Origin of the sequence: Chryseobacterium sp. 22532 (assembly GCF_052044665.1) — a bacterium.
GTDB classification, from domain to species: Bacteria; Bacteroidota; Bacteroidia; order Flavobacteriales; family Weeksellaceae; genus Chryseobacterium; species Chryseobacterium lathyri.
This window is the reverse complement of sequence record NZ_JBQENJ010000002.1, coordinates 88,385-106,717: the sequence shown is the minus strand read 5'-3', so window position 1 is coordinate 106,717 and position 18,333 is coordinate 88,385. Positions and strand designations below refer to the sequence as shown.

The following is an 18,333-nucleotide window of genomic DNA, read 5'->3' as shown; positions in this document are numbered from 1 at the left end:
TTTTCCCTTCTGAAATTTGGGAACCTCGTGACGTCGGATTAAACTTTGTAAACTTGTTTCTGATATGTTATATTCCGATTGGATCTGGCCGATAGTAAAACAGTCCTTTAAAGGCGTTTCTTCAATCGATTCATGAACTGTAAGTTCTTGTAAAGGATTCTTTATCGGGCTGAGAAGTTTCAAAAAGAGCATCTATATCTTTCTTTAAAATCCTTGTTTTTCGTTGTGACAGATTAATTGAAGGGAGTCTTTTGGACTTGACCATCAGATAAATGGTTCGACAGTCGCATTTTAACAGTAATGCGGCCTCTTTAACTGTTAAATAGTCTAAAGTTTTTAAAGCAAAATATGAATTAAGGTCAGATTTAGGTTTTATTGACTCTTTTTGAAGTGCGAACTGCTTCTCACTTGATTTGATCTTTTCATTTCTAACTTTTACTTTATAGGCTTTTTTAGCACAGTTATCCCCACAATATTTAGTAACGGTGGTTCTTGCAATAAATTCTTGCCCGCAGTGTTGGCAGATCTTTTTGATTTTAATATTTGAACTCATAATATTTATTTTAGAGGAGTTCAAACTTCACTTTAGATGCAATAAGGTACATTAAGGTACAATAAGATACGTTAAGCGAAGTAATCTCTCCCTCGTTTCAAAAAATAAATTATTATCAGTTTGAGGGACAAATGGGGGACAACAAATAAAAAAACAAACCAAAATAACAATAACCAATACAAAACTGAAAGTTTCGTAATTAGTTAATTATTAGATATTTGGTTTGTTTGAGTTTGTTTTACCTATCGTATTTATTTCCCGATACAGAAAGTTTCTTCTCACTGTTTATGGGTTGTTATAAATATTTAGTGTCCAATTCGTAAATAAAATATAATTTTTAGATTATTTTGTTTGTAATTTAATGACTAATAATTAGTTGTTACTCTATATTTATCATCACTCCAACTATCATCGTAAAAGTTTTTAATTAATTGTTTTGATTTTAAATTTTCTAAAAGAGTTCTGTTAAAATCAGTTTTTTTAAATGTAGGTTTACCTTTTTTAAATAGGTTACTATAATTTATAAAACTATTTAATATTTGAGTAAGCTCATTGTTAGTAAATTTTTCCAAATATAAATTTGTAAATCTAATCCTCTTATCATCATAAAATAAATTTAATGCGATAAATTTTAAAGTACCAAAAGAAAATTCGATAATTTCCTTTTTTTGTAAAATCATTTCACCAATTATTTTTGATATTTCTCTGTTTTTTTCGATGAAATTTTCATTTAATTTTTTAATGTAATTGAATTTATTATCAATATTAATTTTATCAGATTTCAATATTAATAAAATATCATTTTCATCTGTTTCAAAATCGTTTATATTTTCAATAAATTTTGAGAAATTTTTCTCGATTAATCTAATATGATTATTTGGAAAATGTTCTTTTAGACGTTCATAATTATCTTTAGTAGTGTTGAGTTTTTTGACTAATAAGTTCTTTACTTTTTCTAAATTTAAGCTTTCAAAACCAAGACTATTCCAATTAAAATATGTGCTATTTAATATTTCATTATACGCTTCGTCTGATATATCATTACATTTAATCAAACTCTTTTCAAACTCTTTATCCTCTTCTTTTAATCTAAATTTAGATAATTCAGAATAAATGTTTTCAAAATTTATGAAATTGATAAGAATGTCATTTATCTTGCTTTCATTCAATAAATAATATTCAATTACATTACTCCATTTAGGAACTACTTTATTATTTATAAGTATTAGTGATTTAATACCCAAATCACTAATATCCTTCAGTTCTGAAATTTTCGTTTCTACTTTTTGAATTATTTTAGCTTTTAAACTATCCTTTAAGTTGTTATCATTCAATAATTTTAGCAAATATTGTTCAGTGTCGAATTTATTATCTTCTAATTTCAGATATATATTTTCCACATAAGAATTAATATTTGAGTTAATATACTCAATCAATGGAGAACACTCTGAATTTAAAATCATTGAGTAATTAGATTGATTGAAATCATTTTCATTGTAATTTTCCCCAAATTTCGAAAGTATTTGAGAAATATTAGTTTCATTAATTTCGTAGTGGCTATTTAGATAAACATATTCACGTAAATCACTATCTATAAATTCATAGTTGTCTATTAGTTCAAATTTTATATCTAATTCTTTAATATAATTTTTCATTTGTCTTTTCACCAATCCATAAATTTCATTAAACTCATCAAATTCACTATTTACAAATATTTGGGTTGAATTCAAAAACTGAGAATCGCTTTCGATATGTGCTTTAAGAATATTATTATTTTGATTATTTATAAAAGTAGATACATCTATATAACGAATAATTAAACCTAAATATTTATTTATTTTTTCCGGTCCACTATTCCAATAAATATACTCCCAAAAACCTTTCCATTCTTCTATTAATTTTGTAAAAAAAACATCAATCGAACCCCTGTTTTCATCAATGAATTCATCAATGAATTTAATAGAATTTGGTTTCTCATTACTTAATAAACTTATAATAGCATCATTTTTTTTGGGGTAACTACTATAGTTATTGCTCAAAAAATCTACTAAATCAAAATTTAGAATTGTTTCTCTACTAAAATATCTTAGATCTATTTTTTCTATTAAATTTTCAATTTTATTTAGTTTATAATTGAATTCTGTGTTATATCCACTTTTAACATTTCTTTCAAAGGCAAAATCCTCTTTTGTTATTGATACTTCATGGAATAATGACATGTAATCATTATAATTTTCGTTGATATAGCCGTTTAAAATTAAGTTTCTCAATAGTTTATTGTTCGAGAAATCCTCTAAATATTCATTAACTTCAATTTCATTAAATATTTGTTTTAAATCCCAGTTCTCAATTTGTGATTTTTCGCTCTTTAATTTATCTATCTCATTTTTTAATGAATTAATCTTATTGTTGTGTTTTAATTCTATTAATTCAACTCTTTTATTATAATTGAAATCAGGATTAATTTCATTTTCTATATCCTCAAAATTAAAGTCCAACTTACTGGAAGTTTTTTCATATCTACCATAGTAACTATTGTAGGAATATTTCTCATATTCTAACTCATTATTAATAATATTACCAAAATTTTCATCATCTAATAATTCTGAAATATTAATAGTTAATGTAGAATTTTCACTAAGTTTTGAAACTAAATTATTAATATATATAGATCTTAATTCTTTAATATTGGATATTGCTTCCTTTTCAATGTTCTTAATTTCTTTATCTTTAGACTCAATCTCATTATCAATTTTCTGAATAAACTTTTCAATGTAAGTTTTTTTGTTATTTATCAAATTGTATAATTTCCCCTCCTTTTTATTGAGATTGTTAAAATCTTTGGGATCGATATTTTTATAAGTTATCATAGCAAATAACTCGTCATATTTTTTTATAAACTCTGGATTTAGTGTTTTTCTATAAATTACAAATTCGTGAAAAATATTCGTTAATAATCTCATATCTATATCATCAATGAAAGTAGTTACATCTGATATAAATTCTTTAGTTAAAATATTTTCATCTAAACCTGACTCTTTTATCAAAGTTTGTAATTGTTCATCCGCATTTGAGGAATTTATAAATGGAATAACAGGAATTATATACTCAAAGAATTTCACTCTTTCTTTTTTATCACCAAACAAATCATCTCCCACAGCATAAACAAAATTAATCTCTCTGTTTATTAGTAAAGAGTTATTCAAAAGAATATTTATTTCTCTGAGTTTTGTAAATATATCTGTACTATCAAATCTATCTAAATCTTCAATTATTACAACATTATATTTAGTACGCTCAAAAAAATATAAGATTTCTTCCAGATGCTCGTTAAATACAGACTTATTAATATTATCTCCTAATTCTAATTCTCCCTTGATATTTACTTTATTGATTTTTGAATTACTAAATAAGTTGATAACGAGCTTCGATAGTATCCCCAATCCACTAAGTGAAATCAGAAAAATTGGTAAACTCCACCAATCAAAACTTTTATTTGTATTCCAATTGTTTGGATTAATTTTATCTAAATAATTATATTTCAGAAGTAAAGTTGTACAAACAACCCATAAAACAAAACCCACAGATATCCCGAATATTCTCCAACCTGAAATATTATCTATTCTTTTAAATCGAGATTCTGGAATTTGTTGTGGTTTAACGTGATAAAATATCTGTTGTAAAATACTTACTTCTAATAACCTCTCTAATTCTTCCTTTTGTATTTTTCTGTCTGTCGGACTAATTTCTTTATCCTCTTCTTTTTTGTTAAAAGAAGCTAACGATATATTGAGGTATTCGTACTGAGGATTCAACTTTTTGAATGTTCCTATTATTGTACTCTTCCCCGAACCATACCCGCCCGTTAAAGCAATATTACTAATCCCGGGTGTATCTATTGTTTGATTAAGTTTTTCTAAGTAAGTTTGAATTCGTTCAATATCCTCTCTTTTCGTTAAAATCTTCGGAGCAAGGGAGCTTATTAAAGTATCTTTTTCCCCAATATCTTTTTTCTTTTTAAAAAAATTAAAAAATAAATTTCTTTTCATATTTAATGGCATTCTTACAAATTTAACTAAAAAAGTCCTCTTTTCAAAAGAAGACTTTTCCACAATTATCATGAAATCAATAGATTCTAAAATTTATTTTCTCCGATGATAGATAAACTTATTTTTAAGATAAAAATACGTTTAGGAGATTTCTCTTTTTAATAACATTATTTAATGTTTTGCTCAACTAGTTTCCATTGATAAATTTCATTTGGAAAAACTTTTTCTTCTCCATACAACACTATTTTATTATCTTTCCTTATTCCTACAAAAAGTATTTGTGTTATTGGATCTATTGCAATAATATAATTGTCTTTATTTTTAGTGTCAAATCCCTTTTCCCTAAATCCACTTAACGTAAGATAATTACTATCATTAGTGATATTAACTTCATTTATACATATTTTCTCTATGAAATCATAATTTGCATTACCTACCAAATTAATCATCCGATATTTAAAATTGGGAACATTAAATAAATGTTTAGAATCAGTAATTTTTTTTTGTAAAAATGTTTTCTTCAAATCTTCATTAGAAATCAATTTTACAATTTCATCATCTTGATTTTCAATATTCTGAACATATTCATCCTTTATCAAAGTTTTTATGAATTTCAAATCAATGGTATAGAAGTCAGATTTTCTTTTATTGTTTTCATCTGTGTAGTTTATAACAAAAAATGTTCTTCCGTTTTCTTTTACGGTTTTAAATCCATTAATATTTCTCTTAGATTTATCAACATGTAGTCTTCTGTGTAGAAAACTCATATTTTCAACACTTTGAAATCCTTTTTCTCCTAAATCCAACATAATAAGAATATCAAAGAATACTATTTCTTTTTCATTGGTGGAATACAAAATTATTTTAACCCTGTCTTCATCTTTTTTTTCATCGGTATAAGAGTATTCTTTTGCAATAGTCGTTTTAAATTCAACTTCTTTATCTCCACCTCCTATTACATCAAAGATTTCTTTTCTTAAAACTGTACTATCATTAAGAAGTATTGATTTAGGATATATAGATTGTAGTAACTGTTTCTTATTTATAATATTAGATTCATTCACTAAATCATCTTCAAATACATTATTTCTTGGTAAATCAATTTGTTTTTTTAAGTTGTCCTTCGAAATTATATAGTCAATTAGTTTTTCCACATTACTATATTTCATTCCCATACTCAAATATTGTTGTTTATCTAAACCTCTACTAACATTGTGAACACTTTCAAAAAAAGAATTTTGTAATGATTCGTTAATACAAATATTTTTTACAGCTTCATCCATTTTATAAGGATCACTAATTCCAATTTTTTTCAAAGTAAGATTCATCAATCCATAAAAACTATTTGTTCCATAAAAATAATTATACTTCGCATTAATACAGAAATCATTTCTAACTTCTTTACTTAAAGTTTGTGACTTCATTAATATTGTATTTGATAAAATACAGATTCCTAAAAAGAATAATTTTGTTTTCATTTATTTTTTGATTTTCAATTTTAGAGACTTTTATTTAGTATTTCTTACTGAAAACCGTAATTTGATATAAAAACAAAAAAAACAGGCTTGAGACATTATCTCTACCTGTTTTTGAGGTGGTCGAATACCTATCCACAAAGTAAAGCAACGCTCAAGCCATAGCCTGAACATTTTGCTAAACTTCTTCCTGTGGATATTCTGAATTTTCGACCTTTCAAAAACAGATTTCAGTTCGCTAAATGTATTTTTTTTAATATGTAATTATCTTATTTCTATCGAATAATAATTGTTTTGTGTAGTAAATCTAAAACATTTATCCAATTCTTACAACGTTTTGATTTGATATTTTTAATTTTTGTACAAAATAATAAAGAAGGATAATTTTATCCTTCTTTATACAATTTAAATTCAGTGGTAAAATTAAATATTTACCGTTTTTTAATCAATTAAAATTATAATTTTAAATATAATTTTTATAATTTCTCATTTTTAATTTCCCATAGGCTTGTTTTTATAGTTAGAGTTATTTATTACTCTACAAAAATATTTTTTTAAAGCGACAAAACTTGACGTATAATTTTATTTTATTTTTTTTAAAGCCTCATTTAGTTTTATTGACATTACTGTCTCTTTTTCTTTAGATGCTTTTAAGTCAGCATTAAAATTTTCATCCTCTTCCCCATTTATATGTTCAATTTTTGATAATTTATATAAAAATGGTTTATGGTAGTCTGTTGGAAGTTCTGTAATAATTTTATTGCAAACCTCCTTTGCTTGTTCATGCTTATTTAGTCTAATAGCTACCTCCGTATAATGAGTTAATCCATCAAGAACAAAATTTCTACATTTTGAACTCAATTCCATTAGGTTTTTGTCTTTTACTATATTATATAGTTTACTCCCAGGGTAAATAAATAGTTTATTAAATCTTGCTTTCTGTTCTCTGTAATCAAAATTAAATTGTCTTTCAGTTATTTCTTTAAATCGCTTTCTATCCTTTATATCATTTCTTTCTGAAACTAACATTATAGCAGAATATGTCATTTGAGTCCCTAAAATCTCTAAATACGTTTCTTCACTAATTTTAGGTCTGGTTGTTAAATAATTTTCTAAAATATCAATAGACTTATATCTATATACTGAAGATCCTTCCGCCCAATGAAATTTAGCATTATTTAAAATAAAATCTGGATCTGATTTAAACCAATGCCAATAATCAGAAAATAATTTTATTGCTTTATCAGCTCTTCCTTTTTGAGAAAAAAGATAGTTGGCATAATTAAAAAGAGCTTTAAGACGAACCTCAAATTTAGCAGATTCTCTTTTTATTATTCTTCTATATTGATTTTCAACTTCTAGTTCAGAGGCTTCTAATCTTTTTGAGTCTGCAATTTTCAATAGAGCATAGTCAGTTTCTAACTTTTCACCACTCTTTATTAAATTATACCTACTTGTAATATCTCCATCATATTCTTTGCCTTTTTTTTCATAATACACTCTCATTAATTTTAAAATTTCAGGAGAATATACTTTAAAAAAATCTTCGTCTAATCGTTCGATAATCCTTAATTTTATTAACTCATTCATGGAATTATCAAAATTAACGTCATTATCTTCTTTATTAAGAATAAACTTTAAATTAGCAATTAATCCTGTTAAGTCATCATTGTTAACTAACAAGTTTATTCCGAGAAACATATTTTTTGCATCTGAAGAAAGGTAATCATAAATTCTATCATATAAAAAACTTCTTGCTTCTTCAAGCGACTTTATATCAATTAATAAAGTTTCATCAATTGAACCACTTTGCATGTATAATATCAAAAATTGTAAAATAAAAAGTGGCCGTCCAGAAGTTATATCAAATATTTGTTTGGAATATTTCTTAAATAATTTTATGTCTTTCTCAAAGTTAATTTCTGGAAACTCATTACTAGCAGCCCGTACTAGAAAATCAATTGTTTTGGACTCAGTTAATTCATTTGTCTCAATTTCTATTCCTGTAATTAAAGTAGCTGAACGAGTTGTAAGTATTACTTTATGATAATTTATGTTTAGTTTTTGAATAAACTCAGTTATTTTATTTTTATTTTCCTTACTGAATGTTTCAAAATCGTCAACTACAATCAGTATTCGTCCTTCGTATTTTAATATATCTACCTCATTAGTTTCACCAACTTTATCAAAAACTATTTTATTTATAAACTCTATAACTTCATTAAAAGAATTAAAATTCCCATTAACGACCTCTATAACACCTTTGTAATAATTATAATATCTATCTTTTGCTGAAAGAAATATTATATAATCAAACTTTTTAAATTCTGTGTTAGCTAATTGTTCACATACATGTTGTATCGCTGAAGTTTTACCAATACCTCCATGTCCCCATAAAGTTGCAAAAACAGAAGAATTATTCTTTGTCAAAAAACTAATTATTTGATTACTTACCCCTACATCTATATATTTCTTCCAATCTTTTGAAAATTTATTTATTATAGTTCCATTTGATGTTTTTATTTTATATTTATCTTCAGAGACGTTTATAGTTGTCAGTTCCGGAAATTCTAAGATAAGTTTTCCAGTTTTTAATAATTGATTAAATTTAGCTCTACCCGTTAGCTTTTCCTCAATAGATGAAAAAGTAAAAAATTCACTATCATTTTGAACGATTACAAAGGGAGATAACTTAAAATATGTGCCATTATTATATTTTATATACACGGAATTAATTTCAAATTCTCCAACTTGTATTGGACAAGTCCACAATGTATAATCAGAACCATTCGCCTTATAATTAATACCTTTATAAAAATCTTTTTCTTTATTCGTTACAAGAATTAGATCATGTTCCAAAAAAATTTCACATTCGGAACCATCAAATAAAATTAAAATATCTTGGAAAATTTTTATTGTATTCTCTATTTGATCTTCAAATGTGTACCCATGACCAATTTGTTCATTCCTTAAACTTGGATATTTATCAATTGACTCTCTAAGTTTATTTAGTTTTCTATTTCCAAATATTTCTGCATCAGTATCAAGAGTTCTTGATAAAGCAACAATACTACCTATTGAAGGTTTTAGGATAGTTTTTAATATTTCTTCTCTTTTCTCTTCAGATATTTTATCTATATTTTTATTCCATAAATATCCCAAAATAAATATTAAGTAATACTCAAGCTTAGACTGTAAATGAACTTTTAGTTCGTGATTTTTTCCTAAAGAAGACAGTAAATCAACCTTTTTGTTTAATTGTTGTAAAATGTAATTCATGGTAGTTTTTTATCTACAACAATATACTCAATTGTTGTTTCTGCAATATAGCTAAAATTCTATGATAAAAAAATGCATAAATAGTAATTCATTGTTTTAAAATTAAAAAATAATGGTGCTCTTCGTCCTGTTGAATATTCATTTGGTTTGCAAGCCTAAATTTAACAGGAGGTTATGTCGTATTTCTTTTTAAGTTTGCTTGTTCTTAAGTTATGGATCCGCAAACAAACCCACGTTTCTTTGAGTGCCTTCCTCCTAAAAAAAAGACACTGAAAGAAACTTTATCTTTATAAATTAATCTATTTGGTATATTGAATTTAACACTGTCATCATTGTTAAAATCACAATTTCTTTTTCTCTTTCTGTTTTTAGGCTACCTATAAAATCTGTGTACTTTTTAGGAAATGTTTTACATAAGTCATCATAGTACTGTTGAAAAACTTCATCTTTAAACGAAATATCCTTTGTTATCAGTTGGGGTGGTTCAGGTTCACTTTTTGTTGTATTTTGTAGCTCTAACTTCTGTTTAACTATCTTATTGAGACGATTTTTCCAGCTCCCAAAGTTCACATCGTACTTTTTATATGAATTTTCAATCGTAATCATGATTTCATGCTCATCAAAATCATCTTCAACAAATTTTCCCAAACAAAATTCTAATGCTTGGGATTTATTTATTCCATGATTACAGCAGTTTATACTCAATAGCTTGATAAAATTATTTCTATTTCCAACTTCGTATTTTTGTTTCTTCTCTGTAAACTCTATCATTTCTTCCATTTCTAAGATAAAAACATCGTCATCCTGATTAATATTTTCACTACCGTTGCTGTTTTCTGCTTTAAAGTTGAAAATTTCAGATTCTTTGTTGTAAAAAATATCTTGATCGTAAGAGTAAAAACATAAACGCGAAACATCACATGTGGATGTGTCAAATTTCACGTTAAGTTTCATCTCATAATAACTAACCAATTTTTTATATAATTCTGAGTGTCTGTTTACATCTCTATTGTTAGTTGCAACAATTATTTTCATCCCTTTCCCCGAAGGTGAACAAAACGCAACTTTTGTATATGGTATATCTTTAACTTTGTTAAAAATTATTTGATACGTTTCTTCATCCTTAATTCCATCAATATCAAGAACCATCCAGCCATGATAAGTTATTAAATACTCAGTTTTTCTACCGTATTTGGAAAACTTCCCGCTAATTGTAAAAGCAGGAATCTTATACTTTAATTTCTTTGTTTTTTCGGTCTTTCCCTCCTCAGCAAACTTTTTTATATATGATATAACAACTTTTTGATAAGTACCAATTTTGATATCGTGTACAATTTCATCTAAATTAGTGTATCTATTGAATTTATTAAAACCCTCATAAATATTAAACCTTATATCTTCCATCTCTTAGAAATTTTAAAGTTTAACATTGCTGCAACCTCTTCGGACTGCTCTAAATTACTTCTATGTTTTGATAACAGATAATTGTCCAAATCTGAAACTTTGAAATACAGATTTTTCCCGTTTGGTCGAAAAGAAGAGATCTCACCTTTCCCTGCTTTTCTTCTAACCGTAATCACACTCAATCCCAAGTATAGTGCTGCTTCTCTTGTGTTAAGCATTCTCTTTTTAAAGAAATCTAAAATTTCTTTGTTTGAATTTTTTACCATAATTATTTGTATTAAATATTATAGTGCAATACTCGGTATCTCTCTCTCGGATGTAAATTGAAAAACCCGAGATATATCTCGGGTCAAATTATACAATAACTATTTATTAGATTCTACTATTTTTTTTATTTTCAAATTTAATTGATGTTTATCTTTTATTTTTTCCAACGGATTTTTTAATGATTTCCCAACATCCTCAACAATATTACTATCCTTTTTGAAACAAAAACAATTACCCAATGTAGCTCTAAACTGTTTTTCATCGGTATAATCTGGTTTTACCAATAGTTCTATTAAAGTTAAAATTGATAACCATCTACTACTGGTTTTCTTCCAGAGAATCGGTGTAACATCTTTAAACTTTATTTCTCTGAAAATATTGATGAATTTAGTAGAATCCATTTCATCAATAAATTCTCCTTTTACTAAATCATTGTAAATCCTTTCTAATTCTATATCTGAATAATCACTCCAATAACTTAGATTACTCTTTAACTTATATCTCGGGATTTCATCTAAATCTCTTTTTTTAGAATTCAAAAAGGATAGATATTGATAACTTCCATATAACAAACCGATTCCTATTACGATAGCCCATATATGTTCAATCTTATCCTTATTATTTAATTTAAAAAAACTTACATCAACAGTTAAGTCTTCAAAATAATTTGAATAATCATTTAGTTTTCTATTTAAACCATAGTTTGCAACAGTACTTTTTATGTTTTCCTCTACACGTTCAATTTCTTTGTTGATGTTTTCCAAATTAGGAAATTTCCTTTCATAATCTAATTTATAGTCTTCATAAGTATATATAGAAATTTCTTCCCTCATATTCTTTAATTTTTCATATACCCATTTTGAAGAATCTTTTAAATATTTTCCAATTTGAGTTCTTTCAGGAAATACATTAACACGAGCTTGAGTAGTTCTATCCTCAAACGAAATCAGGTGCTCTGTCAAAGGAGATTGTTTATATTTTTTCCAAACTTCTAATTTTTGCGTATAAGTAGTTTTTACTCCGTACAATTCATCATTAATTTTCAATATTGAATCTTTATCTAAATTCCTCTCATCTTCGATTAACAAATCGTAAATATTTTTTACATTATGAAAATCTATAATACCATCATCTACCTCCTGAGCATCATAAGAAGACGGTATTAACATTTGAAAAAGTAAATCTTCATCATCAATCAATTTACCAGTTTCATCATAATAATCCATTGTTATTTATATTTTCTAGAACTACAAATATAAATCAGGAATTTTAGATACAGCTTCTATTTTTTTTCTATCAATTATTTTCCCATAAATTTGTGTGGTTTTAACATTTTTATGTCCTAATAACTTACTTACAGTATAAATATCGGTATCCATTGTTAACTGGAGGGTAGCGAAGGTATGTCGTGAACTGTGATAAGTAATGTGTTTATCAATTCCAGCTTCCTTTATCCATTTGTGTAATTTTTTATTATGGTAGGCGCTGTATGTTAAATTCTCAAACAACAATACATCATCACCTTTCCTTTCTCCAAGAAGTTTTACAGCCTGTTCACTTATTGGAAGATTTTCAACTCCTTTGGTTTTTTGTTGTGTGTATCTTAAAATCCAACCATTTTCAGAATCGTAGTAAAGATTTTTCCACTTCAAAGATTTCACATCGGAAAATCTCAACCCTGTTAAACAACTAAAAATAAAAGCATCTTTCAATATTGGTACTTCACAATCTGTTTTCACTAACTTTTGTAATTCTTCCAAGGTGAGGTATTCTCTGTTCGTTTCTTTCTCTTTTATCGTTTTAACCCTCAATATAGGATTCTCAGAAATCATTTTATTCCTATGAGCTTCTTTCAATGCGGTTCTAACCTTATTGAAGTACGATAAAGCAGTATTCTGTGATAATCTCCCTCCGTTATTAGATATTTTTTCTTTCAAAAGATACTCCTTAAAATTCTCCAAGAATGTTTCATCTATTTTGGAAATCTGAATATCCACTCCTTTACAAAAAATTGTTAGATGTTTTAACGTACTGAACCAATTCCCGTACGTTCCCTCTGTCTCATATCTCTTCTCTGCCAATTCATTAAAGTAATTCAGAAACCCAATCTTACCACTCGAACTACTTACAAATCCATGTTTTTTAGAATTGAATTCCAAAACTTTTTGAGCTTTTATAGATTCTGCAAGTTGCAATATTTCCCTGTTGTGGTCTTTCTCAATTATTGTTTTTGGTTTATCGTAGATATAAAGTTTCAGGAATTCATAGCTCCTTTTTTGAGTTAAGCTATTGTGGAACATCAAAAATAAACTATTCATTTTTATACGTCCTTTTTCAATACTTTTTTTACTAAGTTTCCCTTCTCTGATTTTTAAATAAACTTTCATTTTTCTTAGGTTTTGTTACTAATTGTGATGTAACATTCCCCCTAAGTCGGTTCGGAAACAACAATAAATATGTGGTATTAACCTAATTACATAGATTTGTAAATCATTAGTTCACTTTCTATTAGTGAAACTAATCACATTCTAACAGCTGTTTAGGTGGTGGTCTGTATTGATTAACCACCTAATTTTTAAAAACAAAAAATCCAAACTTTTCGTTTGGATTCTCTTTACACTGCTAAATAAACTTTCGACCACATCAATTGTAAGGTGGTTTAAAGTCCTTACTTTTATTTTTAAATCACAACAATCCTATAAACTTATTTTTCATTTAATTCACCATATTAAATAATCTTCAATATAAATTTCATCGTATTTGTATTTTCATCATTGAGAACACAACTAATTTTTTGCTCTATAGCATCATTTGATACTTTCATTTGATACTTTCATTGTTGGTAAAATTAAAAATCAACTACTAAATTTTAAACCTCACAGTAGTAAACTCCTCTGTGGTTTAAAATCTACCACTTAATTTTCTTTTACCTCTCCAAAAATCGGTGGTTTTCGGTGGAATCCTTTTTTGTTTATGTTATTTGTTGTATTTATTGTTATTTTACTATAATAAATTCCCTACTACTACTACTACTACTACTACTACTACTACTACTACTACTACTACTACTACTACTTATAAAATATCCTCTTTATAATATTTCTTATATTATATATAATATATATACTTATATAATATATTCATATTCAATGGTATATAATATATACATATAGCAGTAAAAATTTAACAAAGAATAATTAAGGAACATCCAACTATTAAGAAAACAACAGTCAAAACACCATTTACGGTTTTTAAAGAAGTTACAACATTTTAAATCAGTTTATCTGTATAATTCCATTAAAAATAGATTTAAAACGATTTATGAGTTTATAACATTGTAAATTTTGAATGTTTGGAGAATTATCTCAACTGATATTATTTAATTCTGATTTCAAAAGAAAATGTTTCTTCCCTACACGGATTGTTTTTAGTTCTCCATTTTTAATCAGTTTTCTGATTGTTGATTCAGAAATATTCATTAACAAACAAACTTCCTTTATTGTGAGATATGTTTTCTTCTGAACATCTTCAATAGAAATAACTTTCAGTTCTTTAAGTTTTACATCTGTTTGAAATTCTTCTTTTGATTTTCGGAGTTTTTCCTCCTTAACTTTCTTCTTATAATCCTTTTGATTACATCTGTGAGTACAATACTTTGTAGAGAATGTTTTAGCGATGAATTTCTCTTTACAGAAGATACAAATCTTCTCAATCCTAATGTTACTGCTCATTTGATACTTTCCGATTTTCTATATATTAATAATCTCTCTCAGTATTTAGTGGTATTTACGTGTATCTACGATTATTTACCGTTTAAATTTCTCTTAGAGTATCCTAAAATTCATTTTTTTAGAGATTAAAAACAACGGAGTATCACATTTAGTGGTATAAAATATGTCAACAAATGTCAGAAAATGTCAATTAACACTTTCTGATTTTCCTTTATTAATGCGGGTTGTATAGTTGTATTATGGTACTTATAAAATGGCGATTACTTCCCGATACAGAACTTGGAAAAAATATTCCCCAGCACCTCATCATTCGTCACCTCACCGGAAATTTCACCAAGATGTTCTAAAGCATTTCTCAGTTCATAGGCCAGCAGCTCTGTAGAAATCTGGAAAGAAATGGCTTCTTTTACTTTATGGGTGGCCTCCAAAGATTTCCGAAGGGCTTCAAAATGTCTTTGGTTGGTAATGACCACATTATTTTCCTGAGACTTTAACTGCTCAACGTAGGAAGACAGTTCATTTTTAAGGTCCTGGATATTTTGGTTTTCTACGGCGGATATTCTGATAAAATCAAATTCTTGGGTAATTTCATTTCTGAAAATGTCTTCTACAGCTTCATATTTCGGTGGCAGTACTTCATCAATTTTTGTGGCACAGATAATCAGCTTCAGATCGTCTCTCTGTAAAGATTTTATCATTTCAATATCCTCAGAATAATCTTCTGTAGCAGCATCTGCAAGATAAACCAGAATATTGGCATTCTCCACTTTTTCCTTCGCTTTTTTCACTCCGATTGCTTCAATTTCATCCTGGGTTTCACGAAGTCCGGCCGTATCGATCAAGCGAAATGCATGACCTTTGATATGCAGCACTTCTTCGATGGTATCCCTTGTGGTTCCGGCAATATTACTGACGATCGCCCTTTCTTCTTTCAATAAAGCATTTAATAAGGTTGATTTTCCAGCGTTCGGTTTTCCGATGATGGCAACCGCTGTTCCGTTTTTGATGGCATTTCCATATTGGAAACTTTCAATCAAAGAATCCAATTTTAATTCGATCTTATCCAGCAGTCCGTTAAGAGCCGATCGGTCAGCAAATTCTACATCCTCTTCAGCAAAATCCAGTTCGAGCTCAATCAGGGAAACAAAATTCAGAAGATCTGTTCTCAGGATCGATATTTCATTGGTAATTCCTCCTTTCAGCTGATTGATCGCTACTTTTCGGGAAGCTTCATTTTCAGACGCAATCACATCTGCAATGGCTTCCGCCTGCGAAAGATCTATTCTTCCGTTGATAAAGGCACGAAGGGTAAATTCTCCTGCCTTTGCCATTCTTGCCCCGTTCTTAGTCAGAGTTTCCAAAATACGTTTTCCGATATGCGGTGAGCCGTGAAAAGCTATTTCCACAGAATTTTCTGTAGTAAAACTTTTCGGAGCCAGAAAAATAGAAAGCATCACTTCATCAATAGCTTCCTCACCATCCATAAAATACCCGTAATGGATGGTATGAGACTTCTGCTTTTCCAGTTTTTTGCCCGGAAAACTCTTCTGGACAACCGTTAAAGCATCGTTTCCTGAAACTCTGATAATCCCTAAAGCTCCTACTCCATTGGCTGTGGCCAGTGCGCAAATCGTATCGTTATTCATGGTGCAAATTTACGTTTTTTCAGGCTAATTTCTGATGGAGTATTTTATACAGATTGTCTATGACTTTGATTGGAATTATTGGAGTTTTCAAGTCATTGCGAGGAACAAAGTGACGAAGCAATCTCAATTCGTGATCATTCGTGCTAAACATTTACACTATTTGTGTTAAGATATCAATAATTCTGTAAAAACAAAAGCTCCTGTAATCCCAAGTCTCTGGGAGATTAAAACATTCCCTTTTTAAAATAAGGCTACTCCGCCACTTGTTCCTTGCAATGACAGTTATTTCTGCCGTTTTCCTAATTCTCTTACTTTCTGAAGCCATCCGTTACGCTGTATCTCGGTAGAATTTCGTATGACACCTATATAAGTGACCTTCACCGGTTTTACACCACAGAATTCCAGCGTTGATTTTTTTAGCTGATTAATGCTCGGCCTTCCATAAAAAAGCAGGTAATACCATCCCGGCTGATCCAGTGTTGTAATGATGTGGGCGGTTTTCCCTTTCAGCAGCTTATCCCACCAAACTGAATTTTCTCTGTACCGGTAGGCAAATCCCGGAAGAAAAAGTCTGTCAATAAACCCCTTCATCAGGGCAGGCAAACCGCCCCACCAGACTGGATGGATCCAGACCAGATGATCTGCCCACTGGATAATTTCCCAGGCTTTCAACAGATCGGGCTCCAGTTCCATTCTTTTCTGGTACCCAAAGTGAAGAACAGGATCAAATTCCAATTCTGCTATTGTGATTTCTCTGACTTCAGCTCCTGATTGCTCGGCTCCTCTCTTGTAAGCTTCTGCCATTCCAAAATTGAAGGAATCCTTGTTGGGATGCCCGTTAATAATGGCTATTTTCTTCATCTTGATGTTTTTATATGTATGGATTCATAAGCTTTAAGCTTCTCCAGAAGTAAGGATGGCTGATGCAGCTGGTGGCTGAAATACGTATTATTTTCATGGAACTTATTCAATAGCTCTTCCGTATGAAGCACCGCAGAAAGCGCCGTTAATTCTGCCTGTCCCTTTGTGCTTTGCAGGCTTAGTTTTTCATTCCCGGATTTAGTTTTTATAATCATCTCAAATACGCTCTGATCGCCATTTCCACTTGACCCGAAAATCATTCTCCGTTCTTTAAGTGATAAAATATTAAAAATCCTCACCTTTTGAAATGCCCCTAAAAGCCATGTGATGAACTTCGAATTATAAGTCATCTTCACACTCACGTTAGGTATGTTTTCTATCTGATTGAGAATATATAAATCCGGTACATCAAAGTTGTAAGCTTCTCTTTTCCCTATTCCAAACGAAAAGTTAAAATCTTCGGAATCTAAAAAATGTTTTATGGGAACCTGGCGGTTATTTTCATACCTGATAAAAGGCTTAGCTACATTTTCAGCCATAAAATGCGCTGAACTTTCTCCTGCAAGGTCTTTCACGGAATAGTATACAAAAAGTTTCACTTCCTGAATATCGTCTGTATTACCTGAAAGTGTTTTTACCAATCCGTTGACAATACCTCCCATCCATCCGGAACTGAAGACAATCCTGCTATGGACATCTCTGTTTTTAGCAATTGCATAGGCTTTGACAAGATCGGGAGTCGGTTTGGTGATATCCAGATAATCTATTTTATTTTCGATGGCAAAACGAAGAATATGATCCTCTTTATCATTCACAGAAAGAATGACCAGATCTATTTTCTTTTCCAGAATCACCTGAAAAGTCCCGGGATCAGTAACATCAATTTTAAGATGATTGCCTGCTCCTCCCTTTCTTCCGCCAATGAAAACATTGACATGTGGGTTTCTAGACTTTAAAATCCGGATAATTGTTTTACCTACAAGGCCGTTTCCTCCAACGACCAGAATATTGTGCTCCATAATATTTTTTTTACAAAATTATAGAGCTGTAATGCCGTGGCGTAGGACA

General features: G+C 28.7%; 12 protein-coding genes. All 12 read right to left on the bottom strand.

Going from position 1 to position 18,333, the window contains the following annotated elements; genetic code table 11:
• Positions 1-130 precede the first annotated feature (130 nt).
• Positions 131-553 carry a helix-turn-helix domain-containing protein gene (locus tag ACTJIV_RS04765; RefSeq protein WP_440625931.1) on the bottom strand — a complete coding sequence of 141 codons (423 nt, stop codon included), beginning with the start codon at positions 551-553 and terminating at the stop codon, positions 131-133.
• Positions 554-918: 365 nt separating this feature from the next.
• Positions 919-4,602, bottom strand: a complete 3,684-nt coding sequence (locus tag ACTJIV_RS04760) for a YobI family P-loop NTPase (RefSeq protein WP_440625929.1) — start codon at positions 4,600-4,602, stop codon at positions 919-921.
• 167 nt (positions 4,603-4,769) lie between these two features.
• The gene (locus ACTJIV_RS04755; protein WP_440625927.1) at positions 4,770-6,080 is read right to left on the bottom strand and encodes a hypothetical protein; all 1,311 of its coding nucleotides are present in this window, start codon (positions 6,078-6,080) and stop codon (positions 4,770-4,772) included.
• Between the two features lie 579 nt (positions 6,081-6,659).
• The gene (locus tag ACTJIV_RS04750) at positions 6,660-9,356 is read right to left on the bottom strand and encodes an NB-ARC domain-containing protein (protein WP_440625925.1); all 2,697 of its coding nucleotides are present in this window, start codon (positions 9,354-9,356) and stop codon (positions 6,660-6,662) included.
• Between the two features lie 294 nt (positions 9,357-9,650).
• Positions 9,651-10,760: a BT4734/BF3469 family protein gene (locus ACTJIV_RS04745; protein ID WP_440625923.1), complete on the bottom strand. Its 1,110-nt coding sequence runs from the start codon at positions 10,758-10,760 to the stop codon at positions 9,651-9,653.
• Positions 10,748-11,026, bottom strand: coding sequence for a helix-turn-helix domain-containing protein (locus ACTJIV_RS04740; RefSeq protein WP_440625921.1), 279 nt, complete (start codon positions 11,024-11,026; stop codon positions 10,748-10,750). The genes ACTJIV_RS04745 and ACTJIV_RS04740 overlap by 13 nt, the downstream gene beginning before the upstream one ends.
• Before the next feature lie 99 nt (positions 11,027-11,125).
• Complete coding sequence (locus ACTJIV_RS04735) at positions 11,126-12,253, bottom strand: hypothetical protein (protein ID WP_440625919.1); 1,128 nt, start codon at positions 12,251-12,253, stop codon at positions 11,126-11,128.
• Positions 12,254-12,274: 21 nt separating this feature from the next.
• Entirely contained in the window at positions 12,275-13,414 is a 1,140-nt protein-coding gene (locus ACTJIV_RS04730) for a tyrosine-type recombinase/integrase (RefSeq protein WP_440625917.1), read from the bottom strand.
• 978 nt (positions 13,415-14,392) lie between these two features.
• Entirely contained in the window at positions 14,393-14,758 is a 366-nt protein-coding gene (locus ACTJIV_RS04725; protein ID WP_440625915.1) for a helix-turn-helix domain-containing protein, read from the bottom strand.
• A 260-nt stretch (positions 14,759-15,018) separates the two neighbouring features.
• The gene (gene mnmE / locus ACTJIV_RS04720; protein WP_440625913.1) at positions 15,019-16,404 is read right to left on the bottom strand and encodes a tRNA uridine-5-carboxymethylaminomethyl(34) synthesis GTPase MnmE; all 1,386 of its coding nucleotides are present in this window, start codon (positions 16,402-16,404) and stop codon (positions 15,019-15,021) included.
• A gap of 282 nt (positions 16,405-16,686) precedes the next feature.
• The gene (locus tag ACTJIV_RS04715; protein ID WP_440625911.1) at positions 16,687-17,265 is read right to left on the bottom strand and encodes an NAD(P)H-dependent oxidoreductase; all 579 of its coding nucleotides are present in this window, start codon (positions 17,263-17,265) and stop codon (positions 16,687-16,689) included.
• Positions 17,262-18,284: a saccharopine dehydrogenase gene (locus ACTJIV_RS04710; protein ID WP_440625909.1), complete on the bottom strand. Its 1,023-nt coding sequence runs from the start codon at positions 18,282-18,284 to the stop codon at positions 17,262-17,264. Before ACTJIV_RS04710 ends, ACTJIV_RS04715 begins: the two co-directional genes overlap by 4 nt.
• Positions 18,285-18,333 lie beyond the last annotated feature (49 nt).